Annotated in this window: 20 protein-coding genes; 11 read left to right on the top strand and 9 right to left on the bottom strand. The window is 63.4% G+C overall.

Going from position 1 to position 17,168, the window contains the following annotated elements:
• Positions 1-4: 4 nt before the first annotated feature.
• Both BMZ42_RS03570 and BMZ42_RS03565 read right to left on the bottom strand, forming a co-directional pair.
• Positions 5-775, bottom strand: a complete 771-nt coding sequence (locus tag BMZ42_RS03570) for a hydroxypyruvate isomerase family protein (protein ID WP_091518717.1) — start codon at positions 773-775, stop codon at positions 5-7.
• A gap of 22 nt (positions 776-797) precedes the next feature.
• Positions 798-1,646, bottom strand: coding sequence for an amidohydrolase family protein (locus BMZ42_RS03565; protein WP_175556626.1), 849 nt, complete (start codon positions 1,644-1,646; stop codon positions 798-800).
• Positions 1,647-1,834: 188 nt separating this feature from the next.
• On the opposite strand from BMZ42_RS03565, the gene hemA reads away from it, so the two are divergent.
• Positions 1,835-3,049, top strand: coding sequence for a 5-aminolevulinate synthase (hemA, locus tag BMZ42_RS03560; RefSeq protein ID WP_091518968.1), 1,215 nt, complete (start codon positions 1,835-1,837; stop codon positions 3,047-3,049).
• A gap of 86 nt (positions 3,050-3,135) precedes the next feature.
• Here the strand turns inward: hemA and acnA are convergent, their stop codons facing one another.
• On the bottom strand, positions 3,136-5,826 hold the full coding sequence (gene acnA, locus BMZ42_RS03555; RefSeq protein ID WP_091518712.1) for an aconitate hydratase AcnA: 2,691 nt from the start codon (positions 5,824-5,826) through the stop codon (positions 3,136-3,138).
• 49 nt (positions 5,827-5,875) lie between these two features.
• Between acnA and BMZ42_RS03550 the strand changes: the two genes are divergently transcribed.
• The 6 genes from BMZ42_RS03550 (at position 5,876) to BMZ42_RS03520 (ending at position 9,273) form a co-directional block, all read left to right on the top strand.
• A complete protein-coding gene (locus tag BMZ42_RS03550; RefSeq protein WP_091518710.1) occupies positions 5,876-6,100 on the top strand; it encodes a hypothetical protein in 225 nt (74 codons plus the stop codon).
• A gap of 2 nt (positions 6,101-6,102) precedes the next feature.
• The gene (gene ccmA / locus BMZ42_RS03545; protein WP_091518707.1) at positions 6,103-6,711 is read left to right on the top strand and encodes a heme ABC exporter ATP-binding protein CcmA; all 609 of its coding nucleotides are present in this window, start codon (positions 6,103-6,105) and stop codon (positions 6,709-6,711) included.
• Between the two features lie 226 nt (positions 6,712-6,937).
• Positions 6,938-7,603, top strand: coding sequence for a heme exporter protein CcmB (gene ccmB / locus BMZ42_RS03535; protein ID WP_091518703.1), 666 nt, complete (start codon positions 6,938-6,940; stop codon positions 7,601-7,603).
• A 155-nt stretch (positions 7,604-7,758) separates the two neighbouring features.
• Positions 7,759-8,526, top strand: coding sequence for a heme ABC transporter permease (locus BMZ42_RS03530; protein WP_091518701.1), 768 nt, complete (start codon positions 7,759-7,761; stop codon positions 8,524-8,526).
• Between the two features lies 1 nt (position 8,527).
• On the top strand, positions 8,528-8,698 hold the full coding sequence (ccmD, locus tag BMZ42_RS03525) for a heme exporter protein CcmD (RefSeq protein ID WP_091518699.1): 171 nt from the start codon (positions 8,528-8,530) through the stop codon (positions 8,696-8,698).
• The gene (locus BMZ42_RS03520) at positions 8,695-9,273 is read left to right on the top strand and encodes a DsbE family thiol:disulfide interchange protein (RefSeq protein ID WP_091518697.1); all 579 of its coding nucleotides are present in this window, start codon (positions 8,695-8,697) and stop codon (positions 9,271-9,273) included. Before ccmD ends, BMZ42_RS03520 begins: the two co-directional genes overlap by 4 nt.
• Positions 9,274-9,409: 136 nt before the next feature.
• Here the strand turns inward: BMZ42_RS03520 and BMZ42_RS03515 are convergent, their stop codons facing one another.
• The 3 genes from BMZ42_RS03515 to BMZ42_RS03505 form a co-directional block, all read right to left on the bottom strand.
• Positions 9,410-9,838 carry an OsmC family protein gene (locus tag BMZ42_RS03515; protein WP_091518694.1) on the bottom strand — a complete coding sequence of 143 codons (429 nt, stop codon included), beginning with the start codon at positions 9,836-9,838 and terminating at the stop codon, positions 9,410-9,412.
• 182 nt (positions 9,839-10,020) lie between these two features.
• Positions 10,021-10,479 (bottom strand): YbaK/EbsC family protein, encoded by a 459-nt coding sequence (locus BMZ42_RS03510; RefSeq protein WP_091518692.1) that lies wholly within the window; start codon positions 10,477-10,479, stop codon positions 10,021-10,023.
• 152 nt (positions 10,480-10,631) lie between these two features.
• The gene (locus tag BMZ42_RS03505) at positions 10,632-11,876 is read right to left on the bottom strand and encodes a ubiquinone biosynthesis hydroxylase (RefSeq protein WP_091518689.1); all 1,245 of its coding nucleotides are present in this window, start codon (positions 11,874-11,876) and stop codon (positions 10,632-10,634) included.
• Positions 11,877-11,970: 94 nt separating this feature from the next.
• On the opposite strand from BMZ42_RS03505, the gene tesB reads away from it, so the two are divergent.
• The gene (tesB, locus tag BMZ42_RS03500; protein WP_091518688.1) at positions 11,971-12,846 is read left to right on the top strand and encodes an acyl-CoA thioesterase II; all 876 of its coding nucleotides are present in this window, start codon (positions 11,971-11,973) and stop codon (positions 12,844-12,846) included.
• Positions 12,847-12,894: 48 nt separating this feature from the next.
• On the opposite strand, the gene BMZ42_RS17915 is transcribed toward tesB, so the two are convergent.
• Positions 12,895-13,068 carry a hypothetical protein gene (locus BMZ42_RS17915; protein ID WP_175556621.1) on the bottom strand — a complete coding sequence of 58 codons (174 nt, stop codon included), beginning with the start codon at positions 13,066-13,068 and terminating at the stop codon, positions 12,895-12,897.
• Between BMZ42_RS17915 and BMZ42_RS03495 the strand changes: the two genes are divergently transcribed.
• Together BMZ42_RS03495 and BMZ42_RS03490 are read left to right on the top strand one after the other, a co-directional pair.
• Entirely contained in the window at positions 13,055-13,393 is a 339-nt protein-coding gene (locus tag BMZ42_RS03495) for a P-II family nitrogen regulator (RefSeq protein WP_091518685.1), read from the top strand. The genes BMZ42_RS17915 and BMZ42_RS03495 overlap by 14 nt on opposite strands.
• 33 nt (positions 13,394-13,426) lie before the next feature.
• Complete coding sequence (locus tag BMZ42_RS03490) at positions 13,427-14,749, top strand: ammonium transporter (RefSeq protein WP_091518682.1); 1,323 nt, start codon at positions 13,427-13,429, stop codon at positions 14,747-14,749.
• Positions 14,750-14,802: 53 nt separating this feature from the next.
• Here the strand turns inward: BMZ42_RS03490 and BMZ42_RS03485 are convergent, their stop codons facing one another.
• On the bottom strand, positions 14,803-15,477 hold the full coding sequence (locus tag BMZ42_RS03485; protein ID WP_091518681.1) for a ceramidase domain-containing protein: 675 nt from the start codon (positions 15,475-15,477) through the stop codon (positions 14,803-14,805).
• A gap of 111 nt (positions 15,478-15,588) precedes the next feature.
• Here BMZ42_RS03485 and BMZ42_RS03480 point away from each other — a divergent pair, with 111 nt between their 5' ends.
• Positions 15,589-16,380 carry a DUF1223 domain-containing protein gene (locus BMZ42_RS03480; RefSeq protein WP_091518679.1) on the top strand — a complete coding sequence of 264 codons (792 nt, stop codon included), beginning with the start codon at positions 15,589-15,591 and terminating at the stop codon, positions 16,378-16,380.
• Between the two features lie 96 nt (positions 16,381-16,476).
• Here BMZ42_RS03480 and BMZ42_RS03475 read toward each other — a convergent pair whose 3' ends face one another.
• Positions 16,477-17,142 carry a helix-turn-helix transcriptional regulator gene (locus tag BMZ42_RS03475; RefSeq protein WP_091518677.1) on the bottom strand — a complete coding sequence of 222 codons (666 nt, stop codon included), beginning with the start codon at positions 17,140-17,142 and terminating at the stop codon, positions 16,477-16,479.
• Positions 17,143-17,168 lie beyond the last annotated feature (26 nt).

The following is a 17,168-nucleotide window of genomic DNA, read 5'->3' as shown; positions in this document are numbered from 1 at the left end:
AGCTCTAACGCCGCATCCAGCCCAGCGTTTGTTCTATCGCGCCTGACGGACGATATTCCGCGCCGACCCAGCCTTGATAGCCCGATGCGTCGATGGCCTTGAACACCTGTTCATAGGCGATCTCACCGGTTCCCGGCTCATGGCGTCCGGGCGTATCGGCAAACTGCACATGCGCGATGCGCTTCAGGGCCGCGCGAAATCCCTCGATCAGATCGCCCTCCATCACCTGCCGGTGATAAAAATCGAACTGCAGCCACAGATTGTCGTGTCCTGCTTCGTCAAGAAGTTCCAGCGCCTGAGCCGTCCGGCTGACGAGGTAGCGCGGCACGTCACGCGTATTGCACGGCTCCATCATCACCGCGACGCCCTCCGGCGCGAAAAAATCCGCCGCCCGCCGCAGATTGTCGACCAGCACCCTGCGCGCCGCCGCCTCGGCAACGCCTTGCGGCACCCGGCCCGACAACACGTTGACGCGCTTGCACCCCAGCGCGCTGGCATAGTCGCGCGCCCTGGCCAGCGCTGCCGCAAAATCCGCCTCGCGCCCCGGCACGCAGGCAAGCCCGTCGCCGCCCTGCATCAGATCGCCAGCCGGCACGTTGACCAGCACCACTTCGACGCCAGCGGAAGCCGCCCGCTTTGCCAACAGGTCGGGATCATGGTCATAGGGAAACTGCAGATCGACGCCGTCAAAGCCGAGATCAGCTGCCACACCAAACCGGTCCGGCAGCTCATGCTCGGTCAGCATCACGCTGGCATTGATCGAAAAGCGCGGCATGACATCTTCCCCGCTCCGATGATCAGCTCAGATTGAGCAGCCGTGCCGCATTGTCCTTCAACACCAGCGGACGCACGTCGTCCTTGATCTCGAGCTTTTCGAAATCGGCGAGCCAGCGATCCGGCGTGATGGCCGGCCAGTCGGACCCGAACAGCATCTTCTTCTTCAGGAGCGAATTGGTGTACTGCACCAGGATCGGCGGGAAATATTTCGGCGACCAGCCCGACAGGTCGATATAGACGTTGGGCTTGTGCGTCGCCACCGACAGCGCTTCTTCCTGCCAGGGGAAGGACGGGTGCGCCAGAACGATCTTCATGTCGGGAAAGTCCACCGCGACATCGTCAATATACATCGGGTGCGAATATTTCAGCCGCATCCCCATGCCGCCATGCATCCCCGCGCCAACGCCGGTCTGCCCGGTATGGAACAGCGCCACCGCGCCTTCGTCCTGGATCGCCTCATAGAGCACATAGGCCGAACGGTCGTTGGGGAAGAAGCCCTGCATCGTCGGGTGGAACTTGAACCCCTTGACGCCGAACTCGCGCACCAGACGGCGTGCCTCGCGCGCGCCCATCTTGCCCTTGGCCGGATCGATCGAGGCGAACGGGATCATGATGTCGCTGTTTTTGGCAGCGATCTCCGCCACTTCCTCGTTCTTGTAGCGGCGAAAGCCCGTCTCGCGCTCGGCATCGACCGGAAAGATCACACAGCCGATCCTGCGCTCGCGATAATAGGCCGCCGTCTCTTCAACGGTCGGCAGCATGCCTTTCGCGCCGGCCGGATTCTTGAAATACTTCGCCATTCCGGCCTGGAACTCGTCATAGCCGTCATCGCGGTGGCCGCAGCAGGGCTCTTCCGCATGGGTGTGCATGTCGAGGGCGATCAGGTCATCAAGCTTCACGAGGGGCACTCCTGCTACTGCGATATTGCTATGACATAAAACAATCTTGAAGCCTTGACCAGTTGCCCGCTGGTGCGACATGACAGGCCGCGATGGCGGCGCGGCTTGACCTTGCTGCGCTGTCGCCCGACACTGGCAGTCTCTGGGGGGATCCCGACATGAACTTCGAAGCCTTTTTCGCCACGAAGCTGAACGACCTGCGCGATGAAGGCCGTTATCGGGTATTTGCCGAGCTTGAGCGCAATGCCGGCGCGTTTCCCTCCGCCCGTCGCCACCGCGACGGCAGCATTTCAGACGTCACCGTCTGGTGCTCCAACGACTATCTCGGCATGGGCCAGCACCCGTCCGTCATCGCCGCCATGCACGAGGCGCTGGACCGCTTCGGCGCAGGCGCCGGCGGCACCCGCAACATCTCCGGCACAAATCATTACCACGTCCTGCTGGAGCGCGAGCTGGCCGATCTGCACGGCAAGGAATCCGCCCTGCTCTTCACTTCCGGCTACGTCTCCAACTGGGCCAGCCTGTCGACGCTCGGCGCGGCGATTCCCGGCTGCGTCATCTTCTCCGATGAAGGCAACCACGCCTCGATGATCGAGGGCATCCGCCATTCGAAGGCCGAGCGGCGCATCTGGAAGCACAACGACGTCGCCGATCTTGACCGCCAGCTCTCCGAATACGGGCCGGAGCGCCCGAAGATCGTCGCCTTCGAAAGCGTCTATTCGATGGATGGCGACATCGCCCCGATCGCCGACATCCTCGCCGTCGCCGAAAAGCACGGCGCGATGACCTATCTCGACGAAGTGCACGCGGTCGGCATGTACGGTCCGCGCGGCGGCGGCATTGCCGAGCGCGACGGGCTGTCGGACCGCATCACCCTGATCGAAGGCACGCTGGGCAAGGCGTTCGGCGTCGTCGGCGGCTACATCACCGGTTCGGCCGCCCTGTGCGACTTCATCCGCTCCTTTGCCTCCGGCTTCATCTTCACCACCGCGCTGCCGCCGCATGTCGCCGCTGGCGCGCTCGCCTCGATCCGCCATCTCAAATCCAGCAGCCAGGAGCGCCTTGCCCACGCCGAACGGGTCCGGGCGGTGCGCCGCAAACTACAGGCCAACGGTATCCCGGTGCTTGCCAATGACAGCCACATCGTGCCGGTGATGGTGGGCGATGCGGCCAAGTGCAAGTTCATCTCCGACCTTCTGCTCGATGAGCACGGCATCTATGTCCAGCCGATCAACTACCCGACCGTGCCGCGCAAGACCGAGCGCCTGCGCATCACCCCGACGCCGCTGCACAGCGACGCCGACATCGAGCACCTGACCCACGCGCTGTCCTCACTGTGGTCGCGCTGCGCGCTGGCCCGCAAGGTCGCCTGAACGCCTCTCTCCAAATTTCAGACACCCAAGAAAAAGGCCGCCAGCGTTTCCGCCGGCGGCCTTTTCGTGATGCTGTCGCTTACGTCTTACGCGGCGAGGTCGCGCAGCACGTATTGCAGGATGCCACCGTTCTTGAAGTAGTCGAGCTCATCCAGCGTATCGATGCGGCACAGGATCGGCACGTTCTTCACCGAACCGTCGGCATAGGTCACCTTGGCGACCATCTTCTGACGCGGCGCAATGGTGTCGATGCCGTCGATCTCGACCGTCTCGTCACCCTTGAGGCCGAGCGAAGCCCAGCTGGTGCCATCCTCGAGCGTGTAGGGCACGATGCCCATGCCGACGAGGTTGGAGCGGTGAATACGCTCGAACGACTGGGCGATCACGGCGCGCACGCCGAGAAGGTTGGTGCCCTTGGCAGCCCAGTCACGCGACGAGCCGTTGCCGTATTCGACGCCGGCGAACACGACCAGCGGAACGCCCTCTGCCTTGTACTGCATGGCAGCGTCGTAGATCGACATCTCTTCCTTCGAAGGATAGTGGATCGTGTAGCCACCTTCCTTGCCGTTCTCACCCAGCATGTGGTTGCGGATGCGGATATTGGCGAAGGTGCCGCGCATCATCACTTCGTGGTTGCCACGACGCGTGCCGTACTGGTTGAAGTCGGCAACGCCCACACCATTGTCGGTGAGGTACTTGCCGGCTGGCGAGGCAGCCTTGATCGAACCGGCCGGGGAGATGTGGTCGGTGGTGATCTTGTCGCCAAACAGGCCAAGGATGCGCGCACCCTTGATCGGGGCCACGGTCGTTGCCGACTTGCCCATGCCGACGAAGTAAGGCGGGTTCTGCACATAGGTCGACTTGTCGTCCCAGGCATAGGTCTCGCCGGCCGGAGCCTGCACGGCCTGCCAGTTGGCGTCGCCCTTGAACACATCGGCATATTTGGTCGCGAAGATTTCGCGGGTCACATACTGCTCGATGAACTCGTTGATCTCCTGCGAGGTCGGCCAGATGTCCTTCAGGTAGACCGGCTGACCGTTGGCACCTTCGCCGAGCGGCTCGGTGGTCAGGTCCTTGGTGACGGTTCCGGCCAGCGCGTAGGCAACGACCAGCGGCGGCGAAGCCAGGTAGTTGGCCTGCACGTCAGGCGAGACGCGGCCTTCGAAGTTGCGGTTGCCCGACAGCACGGCAGCGGCGATCAGGCCCTTGTCGTTGATGGTCTTGGAGATCGGCGCCGGCAGCGGGCCGGAATTGCCGATGCAGGTGGTGCAGCCAAAGCCGACCAGGTTGAAGCCGATCTGGTCGAGCTCGGTCTGAAGACCGGCCTTCTCGAGATATTCGGCAACGACCTGCGAGCCGGGCGCGAGCGAGGTCTTCACCCACGGCTTCTGCTTGAGGCCGACCTTGTTGGCGTTGCGGGCCAGAAGACCGGCAGCAATCAGCACCGACGGGTTGGACGTGTTGGTGCAGGAGGTGATGGCGGCGATGGCCACATCACCATGGCCGATGTCGTAGGCTTCGCCCTCGACAGCGTAGCGCTTGGCGAGATCGACGGTCTTCTTGTATTCGGCTTCGAGCGCCACGGCGAAGTTGGCCGCGATGTCTTCCAGCGGTGCGCGGCCTTCCGGACGCTTCGGACCGGCCATCGACGGCACGACGGTGCCCATGTCGAGTTCGAGCGTGTCGGTGAAGACCGGATCTGCGGTCGTCTCGTCGCGCCACATGCCCTGTGCCTTCGAATAGGCTTCGACGAGCGCAATGCGGTCGTCCGAGCGGCTCGACGTGGTCAGGTAGCGGATGGTTTCCTTGTCGACCGGGAAGAAGCCGCAGGTCGCGCCATATTCCGGGCCCATATTGGCGATGGTCGCGCGGTCGGCCAGCGTCATGTTCGACAGGCCTTCGCCGAAGAACTCGACGAACTTGCCGACAACGCCCTTCTTGCGCAGCATCTGGGTGACGGTCAGCACCAGATCGGTCGCGGTGACGCCTTCCTTCAGCTTGCCGGTCAGGCGGAAGCCGATGACTTCCGGCAAGAGCATGGAGACCGGCTGGCCGAGCATGGCAGCTTCTGCCTCGATACCGCCGACGCCCCAGCCCAGAACGCCAAGGCCGTTGATCATGGTGGTGTGCGAGTCGGTGCCGACGCAGGTGTCGGGGTAAGCCACGGTCTCGCCGCTCTCGTCATTGGTCCACACGACCTGGCCGAGATATTCGAGGTTCACCTGGTGGCAGATGCCGGTGCCTGGCGGCACGACGCGGAAGTTGCGGAATGCCTGCTGGCCCCACTTCAGGAACTTGTAGCGCTCTTCGTTGCGCTCATATTCCAGTTCCACGTTGCGGGCGAAGGACAGCGGCGTGCCGAATTCGTCAACGATCACCGAGTGGTCGATAACGAGATCGACCGGCACCAGCGGGTTGATCTTCTGCGGATCGCCACCGAGCGCGGCAATGCCGTCACGCATGGCGGCAAGATCGACGACCGCCGGAACGCCGGTAAAATCCTGCATCAGCACGCGCGCCGGGCGGTAGGCGATCTCGACGCCTGCGGTGCCCTTGTCGTTGAGCCAGGCTGCCACCGCGGAGATCGCCTCCTTGGTGACGGTGCGGCCGTCTTCGTTGCGCAAAAGGTTCTCAAGCAGAACCTTCATCGAGAATGGCAGGCGGGCAACGCCCTCCAGACCGTTCTTCTCGGCTTCGACCAGATTGAAATAGACATAGTCCTTGCCGCCCACTGTGAGCGTGCGACGACAATTGAAACTATCAAGTGAATTCGACACCTGCGACCCCTAAACGTTCGGTTGCCGAAAAGGTAACGGACGCCAGTGCATGTTCATCACGCGCAAAGGTGCGGGTACGGTCATTTCCGCTGTCCGTTCCCATGCGACCCGGCCGTTCAAGGCGGCGCGCGCGCTGGTTCGGCGCAAAATTGGTTTCCATGCCGACCGCTGGCACGGTTGCCCCGCATATAGAGAAGTTCTTAAAATGATTCTAGACCCGTTCTGGGTGAATTTGCTGCATCGCATGAATTGCGTCAGCTGCGCGGAGATCTGAAAATGCGGCTGATGGTGCAGGGGCTGGGCGGCGAACGCGGCGGAGAACAGGTGTTTTCCGGCATCGACTTCGAGGTCTCAGACGGCGAAGCGTTGATCGTGACGGGGGCCAACGGCTCCGGCAAGTCGACGCTGTTGCGGATCATCGCCGGCTTGCTGCCTGCCGCAGCCGGGTCGATTCGGCTTGAGGGCGGCGGCGAGGCGTGGCCAGATGTCGCATCGGCGCTGCATTATCTGGGCCATGGCAACGCCATGAAAACCGCGCTGAGCGTGACGGAGAACCTGCAATTCTGGCAGGAATTCTGCGGCAACGCCCATCTCGACATCGAGGACGCCATGGAAATGGTCGGGCTGCCGCAGGTCGGCCACCTGCCCTATGGCTATCTGTCCACCGGCCAGAAGCGCCGCATCGCCATCGCCAAGATCCTGGTCAGCTACCGCCCGATCTGGCTGCTCGACGAGCCGACCGCCGGGCTTGACGCGCGCTCCGAAAAGCAGTTCGCCGCATTGATGCGCGCGCATCTGGAAGATGGCGGCATGATCGTCGCCGCCACCCACATCCCGCTTGGCCTTGAGGGCGTCAAATCGCTGGTGATGGGAGCGGCGGACTGATGGCGCAGCGAGCTTTATTCTGGACGGCCCCCCTCCGGCCTGCCGGCCATCTCCCCCTCAAAGGGGGAGACAAGCTGGCACGACCTTTCCAGCTGATTTCGGCTTACGGTTGGGCGGTAGCGGAGCCAATGCGTTTCTCCCCCCTTGCGGGGGAGATGGCCGGCAGGCCAGAGGGGGTTGCCAAAGGTTACGCTCACCCCACCATCCACCCGACGGAAACCGCCACATGCTAGCTCTTTTCGTCCGTGATCTGCGGCTCGGCATCCGCGCTGGCGGCGGAGCGCTGGTCGGCGTCCTGTTCTTCCTCGCGGTTGTCGCCGTGGTGCCATTCGGCGTCGGCCCGGACCTTAACCTTCTGGCGCGCATCGGCCCGGCGATCCTGTGGGTCGGCGCGCTACTCGCCAGCCTGCTTGGCCTCGACCGCCTGTTTCAGGCCGAGCGCGAGGACGGCTCGCTCGACCTCATGATCCTTGCCGAATCCCGCCACATGCTGGCGCTGACCGTGCTGGTCAAATGCCTTGCGCACTGGACCGCCTCGGTGTTGCCGCTGGTCATCGCCTCGCCGCTGCTCGGCCTGTTCATGAATATCGAGCCGGTCGGCATTGCCGCCACCTCGCTGACGCTGCTTGTCGGCACCCCGGCCATCGCCTTCATCGGCGCGGTCGGAGCCGCCGTCGCCGTGGCGCTGCCGCGCGGCGGGTTGCTGGTGTCGGTGCTGGTGCTACCGCTGGCGATCCCGGTGCTGATCTTCGGCGTCTCGGCAGCCTATGGCGCGGTCAACGATCCCAATCCGTTCCTGCCGCCTTTCCTGATTCTGGTGGCGCTGACCTTGTTCTTCGCTGTCATCGGGCCGTTTGCCGCCGCGCTGGCGCTGAAATCAGGGGCCGATTGATCCCGATCACATTGAGGTCAGCCGTCTTGCTCTAACAGGCCATCCTGCCTTATCAGATGCGCTGGCAAACCCGGTGCAGCACTTGCCGCGCCGCGCAAACTGCGACAAGTGCAGCAAATTGCGATCCCCGCCGACCCCGTTTATGAAAGACAGCCATGAACGATAGCGCAACAGCACCTGCCGGACGTTGGATGGACCTTGCCAATCCAACACGGTTCATCGCGCTGGCCGACCGGCTGGTGCCGTGGCTTGCCGCCCTTTCCGCAATCGCGCTGGCTGTTGGCCTGTGGCTCGCCTTCAATGCGCCGCAGGACTACCAGCAGGGCATCACCGTGCGGATCATGTATATTCACGTGCCCTTCGCCTGGCTTGCGATGATGTGCTACTCGATCATGTCGCTGTCGGCGCTCGGCACTTTGGTCTGGCGTCATCCGCTGGCCGACGTGTCGCTCAAGGCCGCCGCGCCGATCGGCGCCGCCTTCACGCTGTTGGCGCTGATCACCGGCTCGATCTGGGGCAAGCCGATGTGGGGCACCTGGTGGGTGTGGGACGCGCGCCTGACCTCGGTGTTCGTGTTGTTCATGATGTATCTGGGCGTCATCGCGCTGACCCGCGCGCTTGACGATCCCGGCCGCAGCGCGCGCGCCGCCGCCATCGTCACGCTGGTCGGCTTCATCAATATTCCGATCATCAAGTTCTCGGTCGACTGGTGGAACACGCTGCATCAGCCAGCCTCCGTCATCCGCCTCGACGGCCCGACGATTCATCCCTCGATGCTGTGGCCGCTCCTGATCTGCGCGGTCGGCTTCTCGCTGTTGTTCTTCACCCTGCACCTGATGGCGATGCGCACCGAAATCTGGCGTCGACGCGTTGCCGCCATGCGCCGCATCGCCGCGCGCAGCGCCGACCGGCAGGAGGCCTGAGATGAGCACCCACGCGATCTACGTCACCGCCGCCTATGGCGCGACGCTCCTCGTCCTTGGCGCGCTCGCCTTCTGGATCCTTCTCGACCAGCGCGCGCGCAAGCGCGAACTTGCCCAGCTTGAAAAGGCCGGCATCCGCCGCCGCTCCGACCGCGCAGGCACCGCCCGATGACCACCACGCCCGAAACGCCCGCCGGCACCAGGCGGCGCTGGCTGGCGCTGCTGCCGCTGTTCGTCTTCCTGGCGCTCGCCGGCGTCTTTGCCGCCCAGCTCCTGTCAGGCCGCGACAGTTCGGTGGTGCCCTCTGCCCTCATCGGCGCACAAGCGCCGCAGATCGCCTTGCCGCCGCTGGAAGGCGTAGCGCTGCCCGGTCTCGACCCGGCGCAATTCGCCGGCAAGGTCACGCTGGTCAATGTCTGGGCATCATGGTGCGGTCCGTGCCGGCAGGAGCATCCATTCCTGATGCAGCTGGCCAAGGATGAACGCCTCACGATCGTCGGGCTGAACTACAAGGACCGCCCGGAGAACGCCCGTCGCTTCCTCGGCGATCTCGGCAATCCCTACGACGCCATCGGCGTCGACGACAGCGGCCGCGCCGCCATCGACTGGGGCGTCTACGGCGTGCCCGAAACCTTCCTCGTCGGCAAGGACGGCAAGATCGCCTGGAAACAGGTCGGCCCGTTCACGGCGGAGATCGTGGCGGGAGCGTTGAAGGCGGAGATCGAGAAGGCAGCGGCAGCGCAGTAAGGGAATAAGGGAATAAGGGAATAAGGGAATAAGGGAATAAGGGAATAAGGGAATAAGGGAATAAGGGAAGGATACGACCCGCCCCTCTCCCTTCAAGCTTATTTTAGCCCACCTCTTCCCCTACTCCCCTACCAACCTACTCCCCCAGCTTCGCGTCCAGCGTCACCTCGATCGCGCCGAGCGCCTGCGACACGGGGCAGCCTTTCTTGGCCTTGTCGGCGAGTTCCTGAAACTTGGCGTCGTCGATGCCGGGGACGTTGCCGCGCAGCGTCAGCGCGCTGCGGGTGATGCCGGTGCCGGGCACGAGCGTGACCACGGCCTTGGCTTCGAGCCTCTCTGCGGGGGTGCCGTTTTCGGCAAGGAAATGCGACAGCTGCATGGCAAAGCAGCCGGCATGGGCGGCGGCGATCAGCTCTTCCGGATTGGTTGCGGACTTGCCGCTTTCGTCCTCAAAGCGCGCCTTGAAGGAATAGGGATTGGCCGACAGGACACCGCTCTGGGTGTCGAGCGTTCCCGACCCGTCCTTGAGAGCACCTTTCCAGACGGCAGTTGCGTGGCGATCCATGATCATCTCCCTGGTTTGTAGTGGTGGCTACGCTGCAAGATAGCGCATGTCGCCCGAAAGTGGGAACCGGTTTCGGGATAAAGACATGCGTCAATGCAGGAACTTAAAGCGTGTGAAGCGAATCCGAAGGATCGCGACACGCTTTAGGGGATGCAGGCCCAGTGCCTATAGGTAGTCGCCGTCTACTGGCAGACGTCGACCCAGCTGGCATCGGTGATTTCGGCGAGACGCTCGGTGCCGATGCGCACCGCCGCATTGGTCGCGCCGGCAGCCGGAACCACCTCGTCAAAGGCGCGCAGGGACTCGTCGCAATAGATCGGCATCGGCGTTGCAACACCGAACGGGCAGACGCCGCCGACCGGATGGCTGGTCAGTTCCACCACCTCTTCGGCGCCGAGCATGCGCGGCTTGCCGGAAAACTGCGCCTTGAACTTCTTGTTGTCGAGACGCGCGGTGCCGCCAGCGACAATCAGCATTGCCTGCTCCCCGACACGCACACAGATCGTCTTGGCGATCTGGGCAGGCTCGACACCATGCGCCTGTGCGGCGAGTTCCACCGTGGCAGAACTCTGCTCGGTGACGATGATCTCGATATCGGGGGCTTTATCGGCGAGGAAGGCACGTACGGATTCAAGGCTCATGGCGGGCAAGATAGCCAGAATTGCCGGGGATGCAAGCGGGGAGAGCCGTGAGGGGAATAGGGGAAATAAGGGAGTAGGGGAACAGGTGGGCTGGAATAAGCTTGAAGGTAGAGGGGCGGATCATATCCTCCCCTACTGCCTACTCCCCTCCCTCAGATCGCCTCGCCGCGCAACAGCCGCGGTGCCTTGTCCGAAAGGCCTGAGGCCTGGCGGATGAAGAAGTCCTTCAGCTTCGGCATGCGGTCGACCAGCCCGAGGCCGAAATCGCGCGCCATGCGCAAGGGGCCGAAATCGCTGGAGAACATCCGCGTCAGAACATCGGTGGTCACGCCCATCTGCAGCGTGTCGAAGCGACGCCACTCCTGATAGCGCTCGAGGATGTCGAGCGTACCGATATCCTGTCCGAGCCGGTCGGCTTCGACCACCACTTCGGCCAGCGCCGCCGCATCGCGAAAGCCAAGATTGAGCCCCTGCCCCGCAATCGGGTGGATGCCATGCGCCGCATCGCCCGCCAGCGCAAAGCGCGGCCTGACGAAGTCGCGCGCCAGCGTCAGGCCAAGCGGCCAGGCATGCGGCTTGTCCATCACATGGATCTCGCCGAGCTTGAGCCCGAAGCGCATTTCCAGTTCGGCCTCGAACACCAGTTCATCCTCGGCCACCAGCCGGTCGGCGTCCTCGGTCCGCTCGGTCCAGACGATCGACGAACGGTTGGTGCCGTTCTCGTCCGGCGTCAGCGGCAGGATTGCAAATGGTCCCGCTGGCAGGAAATGCTCTTCGGCGCGGCCGCCATGCGGGCGCTCATGGCCGACGGTGCAGACAATGCCCGACTGGCCATATTCCCACTTCACCGTCCTAATGCCGGCCATATCGCGCAGGCGCGAGCGCACGCCGTCGGCGGCAACCAGCAGGCGGGTTTCCAGTTCGCGCCCATCGGCAAGGTGAACATTGGTCTTTGCCGGGTCGGTGTCGAAACCGGTGACGCCGACGCCCTCGATCATGTGCACGCCAAGTTCGCCGGCGCGGCGGCGCAGCGCGGTCGTCAGGTCGAGATTGGCGACCATATGGGCAAACGGCTCGCCCGGCGCGACCTCGCCGTCGAAAGTCAGGAACACCGGGCGCACCGGATCGGCGGTGCGCGAATCGGTGATCACCATATCGGTCATCGCCTGTGCCTTGGGGGCGATTTCTTCCCAGCAGCCGAGCTGGTCGAGCATCCGCGTCGCCGCAGCGGCAATCGCGGCACAGCGCCGGTCGCGTTGCCACGCGCCTTCCGGCGCTGCATCGACGATGGCGATAGCGAGGCTGGGTCGCGCCTGCGCAATGGAGACGGCGATGGCGAGGCCGACATAGCCTGCCCCGGCGATGATCACGTCGAAACGCGCGGATGTGTCAGCCATGCTTTGTCCTTTTGCTGCCGGCAGCTCCACCTGCCTTGACTTGATGTGCCAATGTGTCGGAAATCCGGACCAGATGAATGCTTAGGAACTCTCTATGACACAGGCCATGCAAGAGCTACTCGATATTCTCGATCTCGAGCAGCTGGAACACAACCTGTATCGTGGTCGCAGTCACAAGGTCGGCTGGCAGCGCGTCTTTGGCGGCCAGGTTATCGGGCAGGCGCTTGTCGCCGCCCAGCGAACCGTCGATGACAGCCGCGCGGTACATTCCCTTCATTGCTATTTCATGCGCCCCGGCGATCCGCAGGTGCCGATCATCTATCAGGTCGACCGACTGCGCGATGGCGGCTCGTTCACCACCCGCCGCGTCACCGCGATCCAGCATGGCCACGCAATCTTCTCGCTCGAATCCTCGTTTCAGGTGGTTGAGGACGGGCTTGAGCATCAGATGCCGATGCCGCTCGACGTGCCGGATCCCGAAAACCTGCCAACGCAGGTGCAGCTTCTGGAGCAGACCGGTCATCCCGTCCCGGACGCCGTGCGCAAGTTCTGGTCGCGCGAGCGCCCGCTCGACATCCGCCCGGTCAACACCGAGCACTACACCAGCACCGACAAGCTGCCGCCGCGCCAGAATGTCTGGCTGCGCACGGTCGGGCCGGTCCCGGACAACAGTCGTTTGCAGGCGGCGATCCTTGCCTATCTGTCAGACATGACGCTGCTGGAAACCACCACCTTCGCCCATGGCAAGGTCGGCTTCGACCCGCAGATCCAGATGGCCAGCCTCGACCACGCAATGTGGTTCCACCGCCCGCACAAGCTCGACGACTGGCTGCTCTACACGCAGGACAGCCCCACCACGATTGGCGCGCGCGGCCTTGCCCGCGGCTTCCTCTATGCCCGCGACGGTACCCTGATCGCCTCCACCGCACAGGAAGGGCTGGTTCGCCTGCGCACGCAGCCCAAGAAATAATCATTGGCGTAAATATGCCTGAATTTTAGACAAAAGCGCCGCGCCCGGCTATCCCGGAGCGCGGCGTTTCATTTTTATTTCTTTTGTTTTCAAGAGCTTGTCGTTTTCTATCGGCAACTGGCACGCCGCTTGAATATCCCCGAACAGCGCCGCTTCGGCAGCGGCTGCAATTGCAACGCGGCAAGCCGCACAGCAAGGGGAAATCTTGATGAAATTCATCATGGCAATCATCAAGCCATTCAAGCTCGACGCGGTGCGCGAAGCACTCACCGCCATCGGCATCGAAGGCCTCACGGTCACCGAGGTCAAGGGCTACGGGCGACAGAAGGGCCACACTGAAATCTATCGCGGCGCCGAATATGACGTCGCTTTTCTCCCCAAGGTCAGGATCGAAGTGGCTGTTGCCACCGAACGTGTCGGGCAGGTCGTCGAAGCCATTTCGACAGCCGCCAGAACCGGCCAGATCGGCGACGGAAAGATCTTCGTCATCGCCATCGAGCAGGCCCTGCGCATCCGCACCGGCGAAACCGACACCGACGCTTTGTGAGCGGCACGCTCACCCGACCTCAGGAGATTTGAAATGAAGGGTTCACACCTTGTATCGATGGCAGGCGCGGCATTCGCAGCTTTGACCATCGCCGCCGCGCCCGCATGGGCGCAGGAAGAAGCCGCCGCCGCCACATCCGGCATCGACAGCGGCGACACCGCATGGATGCTGATGTCGACCATCCTCGTCCTGTTCATGATCCTGCCCGGCCTGGCGCTGTTCTATGGCGGCCTCGTGCGCGCCAAGAACATCCTGTCGGTGCTGATGCAGACGACGATGATCACTGCGGTGGTCATCGTCGTCTGGGTACTGTGGGGCTATTCCTTCGCCTTCGGCGGCAGCGACAGCGCCTATTTCGGCGGCTTCGGCAAGCTCTTCCTTGCCGGCGTCACCCCTGCATCCGAATCCGGCACAATCCCCGAACTCGTCTTCATCTGCTTCCAGATGACCTTTGCCTGCATCACCCCGGCGCTGATCGTCGGCGGCTTTGCCGAGCGGGTCAGGTTCGGCGCGGTGATCCTGTTCGTCGTCCTCTGGGTCAGCCTCGTCTACTTCCCCGTCGCCCACATGGCATGGGACGCCAACGGCCTGTTCTTCGGCTGGGGCGCGATGGACTTTGCCGGCGGCACCGTGGTGCACATCAATGCCGGCATCGCTGCCCTCGTCGGCGCGTTGATCATCGGCAAGCGCAGCGGTCTTGGTCGTGACAACATGGCCCCGCACAGCCTGCCTCTGACGCTCATCGGTGCGGCCATCCTGTGGGTCGGCTGGTTCGGCTTCAACGCCGGCTCGGCGCTTTCGGCAGGCGGCAGCGCGGCGCTTGCGATGATCAACACTTTTACCGCCACCGCCGGTGCCATCATCGCCTGGTCGCTGGTTGAAAAGACAATGCGTGGCAAGGCCTCGCTGCTCGGCGGCGCCTCCGGTGTCATCGCCGGTCTGGTCGCCGTCACCCCGGCAGCCGGCTTTGTCGGCCCGGTCGGCGCGATGGTGCTCGGCGCGCTTGCCAGCGCGGTCGCCTACTACTTCGTCGCTGTCGTCAAGCACAGGCTCGGCTACGACGACTCGCTCGACGTCTTCGGCATCCACGGCATTGCCGGCATCATCGGCGCGCTTGGCACCGGCATCCTTGCAGCCCCCTCGCTCGGCGGCGTCGGCTACGAGGAAGGTGTCACCATGGTCGCGCAGCTCTGGACGCAGTTCGCCGCCGTCGCCGTCACGGTCCTGTGGTGCGGTGTCGTCTCAGCGCTCCTCTACAAGCTCGTCGATCTCCTCATCGGCCTACGCCCCAGCGCCGAGGACGAAGCTGTCGGCCTCGACCTGTCGAGCCATGGCGAAGTCGCCTATCACCCATAATGCGGAGGGGAACCGCAGGAGAGGCCCGGCAGCAATGCCGGGTCTCTTCACATCTAGCGTTGCGCAATCTTGCTGCGGCCATGATTGACCACAGCGGCGAGCACCACGCCCAGCATCAGGCCGTTGAAGCTGTGCCAGAGGAAATGCGTGCCGAGCGGCATCGCCTCGCAGGCCACCGGGTCGAGCGCACGAAACGTCACCGACACGACGAAGATCGCCACCGCGCCGAGATTGTACCAGCCGGCAGGGTGTCCCACCCGCACCAGCCACGCGCCGAAGAACAAGAGCGCCAGAAACGGCGGCAAATAGCCGGTAGTGCCGTTTGAAGCTTCACGCAGCCATTCGGGCACCAGCAGCGTCAGCACGGCTGCCACGGCATAGAACGCGGCGAAGATCGCCAGCGCCTTCGGCCAGCCAAAGCCGAGAAAGCGGCGCAGGTTGAACAAGGTATAGGCCAGCGTGAAACCGGCAATCGGCAGGATGTCGGCCCACATCGTTGCCCGCGTCGCGAAAGTGTGAAACAGGAACGATCCGAGACCGATGGCGACCACCCACCAGCACAGGAGCAGCGCAAAGCCGTCCCTTCCACGTCGCCGCGAAACCGACACCCCCCAAAGCCCCGCGGCAACGAAAGCCAGATTGGTCAGCGCGTTGACCGGCTCGGACCAGAATTCCGGCCCCGTCCGCTCGCAATAAAGATCAAGCTGCGCATGAAGATCGCTGAACATGGACACTCCCCCTTGCCCGCCCCTTGCAGGACGCCAAGTTTCACCTCAACGTGACTTCACGTCGAGCCCCCCGCAGGCCTAATCTTGCGCCATGAATTCAAACCGGGCCTCATGGGCCGAAAAACCGATCGGGATGAAGCGTTGCATCTGACCTGTCTGAGCCTGACCGCGGCTGCATTTCTTGTCTCCTTGCCCGCCGCCGCAGGCGCAGGGGCGAAGGAGAGCCACACCCGCCCGCGCGCGGTGGTCGAGCTGTTCACCAGCCAGGGCTGCACCTCCTGCCCGCCTGCCGACGAGATGCTGCGCGAAATGGCCGAGCGCGACGATGTCGTCGCCCTCGCCTATCACGTCACCTACTGGGATTATCTGGGCTGGCGCGACACGCTGGCCACGGTCGACAACACCGCGCGCCAGCAGGATTACAGCCGCGCCTTCGGCGAGCGCTCGGTCTATACCCCGCAGGCGATCATCAATGGCCGCCAGCAGATGAACGGCGCCAAGCGCAATCACATCGAGGCCTCGATCTCGCAGCTCGACAATGCGCAAGACGGCCTCAGCGTCCCGGTGCGGCTGTCCTATGACGACGGCGCTCTGACCATCCAGACCGAAGCCTATCCGCATCCCGTCGATCAGGTGCAGATCGTGCTGGTCTATTTCAATCCGACGACCAGGGTCGAGATCACGCGCGGGCGCGACAACGGCCGTCAGTTCACCTATGTCAATTCGGTATCGCGCTTCCACACGGTCGGCATGTGGTCGGGAGAGCGCACCCGGCTGGAAATCCCGCTCAGCGAGATCACCCGCAAGGGCGCGGGGGGCTGCGCGGTGCTGCTGCAGGAAATGCGCGAAGGCGGCCTGCCCGGCGCCATCCTCGGCGCCGCAATCCTCGAGCCTCCCCGCTAAACTGTATGATCCCAGATTTTCGCAGGCCTGCGCCAACGGCAGAGGGCTCGAAAGGAGTGCATGTTGTTCAACCGGGCGGGGACCGCCGGTTCCCGGCTATGATGTCATCGTGATGGCCTGCGTGCGGCTGGCAACGCCGAGCTTTTTCAGGATCTCCGACATGTGATAGTTCACCGTCCGCGTCGAGATACTCAGGATCGTGGCGATGTCGCGGTTCGATTTTCCCTCGCGTGCCCACGACAATATTTCCAGTTGCTTGGCGGTGAGAGAACTTTGCCGGGCGCAGGCAGCGGGAAGATCTTCGCCTGGAATTTCCAGAGCCGCCGCTTTTGCGAGCGCGGCTTGCGCCAGGACGGCAATGGCCGGCGCAACGGACGGATCTTCAACATTTTCTCTGGAGAGGGCCGCAAAGGCGCTGATGCGGTCCGCGCGCCCAGCAAGCGTTACTGTCACGCCGCTGCGCACGCCGATCTGCTCGACATATGCACGATAGGCTTGCGCCTTGGGCTTGCCGTGCCAATCGGCAGGACGCCACAATTTGCGAACATGTCGTTCCGCCAGAAGCTCAAGCAAAGGATCGCAATCGATCAGATTGTTGCGATGATAGCCTTCAAGATCACTTTTCGACCAGTCCGTCAAAGTCGGATCAGTCATGAATTCATGAGTATTGGATTTATTGTAGGTCAGATTGAAGGACTGAAATCCGAAACGAAGTATTCCGTCCGAGATTGCTGAAATCAACTGATCTCTATTGGTTGACATGCCTATCTCAACCACCGACCGATCAA

Source organism: Aquamicrobium aerolatum DSM 21857 (assembly GCF_900113935.1).
Classification (GTDB): domain Bacteria; phylum Pseudomonadota; class Alphaproteobacteria; order Rhizobiales; family Rhizobiaceae; genus Aerobium; species Aerobium aerolatum.
This window is presented reverse-complemented; position numbering and strand designations above follow the sequence as displayed.

What these genes read in the sequence shown, in the direction of transcription:
- BMZ42_RS03475 (WP_091518677.1), bottom strand. Translation starts at nt 17,142, where the DNA reads ATGTCAACCAATAGAGATCAGTTGATTTCAGCAATCTCGGACGGAATA.
- BMZ42_RS03520 (WP_091518697.1), top strand. Translation starts at nt 8,695, where the DNA reads ATGACCACCACGCCCGAAACGCCCGCCGGCACCAGGCGGCGCTGGCTG.
- ccmD (WP_091518699.1), top strand. Translation starts at nt 8,528, where the DNA reads ATGAGCACCCACGCGATCTACGTCACCGCCGCCTATGGCGCGACGCTC.
- BMZ42_RS03570 (WP_091518717.1), bottom strand. Translation starts at nt 775, where the DNA reads ATGCCGCGCTTTTCGATCAATGCCAGCGTGATGCTGACCGAGCATGAG.
- ccmB (WP_091518703.1), top strand. Translation starts at nt 6,938, where the DNA reads ATGCTAGCTCTTTTCGTCCGTGATCTGCGGCTCGGCATCCGCGCTGGC.
- BMZ42_RS03495 (WP_091518685.1), top strand. Translation starts at nt 13,055, where the DNA reads ATGAAATTCATCATGGCAATCATCAAGCCATTCAAGCTCGACGCGGTG.
- tesB (WP_091518688.1), top strand. Translation starts at nt 11,971, where the DNA reads ATGACACAGGCCATGCAAGAGCTACTCGATATTCTCGATCTCGAGCAG.
- BMZ42_RS03490 (WP_091518682.1), top strand. Translation starts at nt 13,427, where the DNA reads ATGAAGGGTTCACACCTTGTATCGATGGCAGGCGCGGCATTCGCAGCT.
- hemA (WP_091518968.1), top strand. Translation starts at nt 1,835, where the DNA reads ATGAACTTCGAAGCCTTTTTCGCCACGAAGCTGAACGACCTGCGCGAT.
- BMZ42_RS03485 (WP_091518681.1), bottom strand. Translation starts at nt 15,477, where the DNA reads ATGTTCAGCGATCTTCATGCGCAGCTTGATCTTTATTGCGAGCGGACG.
- ccmA (WP_091518707.1), top strand. Translation starts at nt 6,103, where the DNA reads ATGCGGCTGATGGTGCAGGGGCTGGGCGGCGAACGCGGCGGAGAACAG.
- BMZ42_RS03510 (WP_091518692.1), bottom strand. Translation starts at nt 10,479, where the DNA reads ATGAGCCTTGAATCCGTACGTGCCTTCCTCGCCGATAAAGCCCCCGAT.
- BMZ42_RS03505 (WP_091518689.1), bottom strand. Translation starts at nt 11,876, where the DNA reads ATGGCTGACACATCCGCGCGTTTCGACGTGATCATCGCCGGGGCAGGC.
- BMZ42_RS17915 (WP_175556621.1), bottom strand. Translation starts at nt 13,068, where the DNA reads ATGATGAATTTCATCAAGATTTCCCCTTGCTGTGCGGCTTGCCGCGTT.
- BMZ42_RS03480 (WP_091518679.1), top strand. Translation starts at nt 15,589, where the DNA reads ATGGGCCGAAAAACCGATCGGGATGAAGCGTTGCATCTGACCTGTCTG.
- BMZ42_RS03530 (WP_091518701.1), top strand. Translation starts at nt 7,759, where the DNA reads ATGAACGATAGCGCAACAGCACCTGCCGGACGTTGGATGGACCTTGCC.
- BMZ42_RS03550 (WP_091518710.1), top strand. Translation starts at nt 5,876, where the DNA reads ATGTTCATCACGCGCAAAGGTGCGGGTACGGTCATTTCCGCTGTCCGT.
- BMZ42_RS03565 (WP_175556626.1), bottom strand. Translation starts at nt 1,646, where the DNA reads ATGCACACCCATGCGGAAGAGCCCTGCTGCGGCCACCGCGATGACGGC.
- BMZ42_RS03515 (WP_091518694.1), bottom strand. Translation starts at nt 9,838, where the DNA reads ATGGATCGCCACGCAACTGCCGTCTGGAAAGGTGCTCTCAAGGACGGG.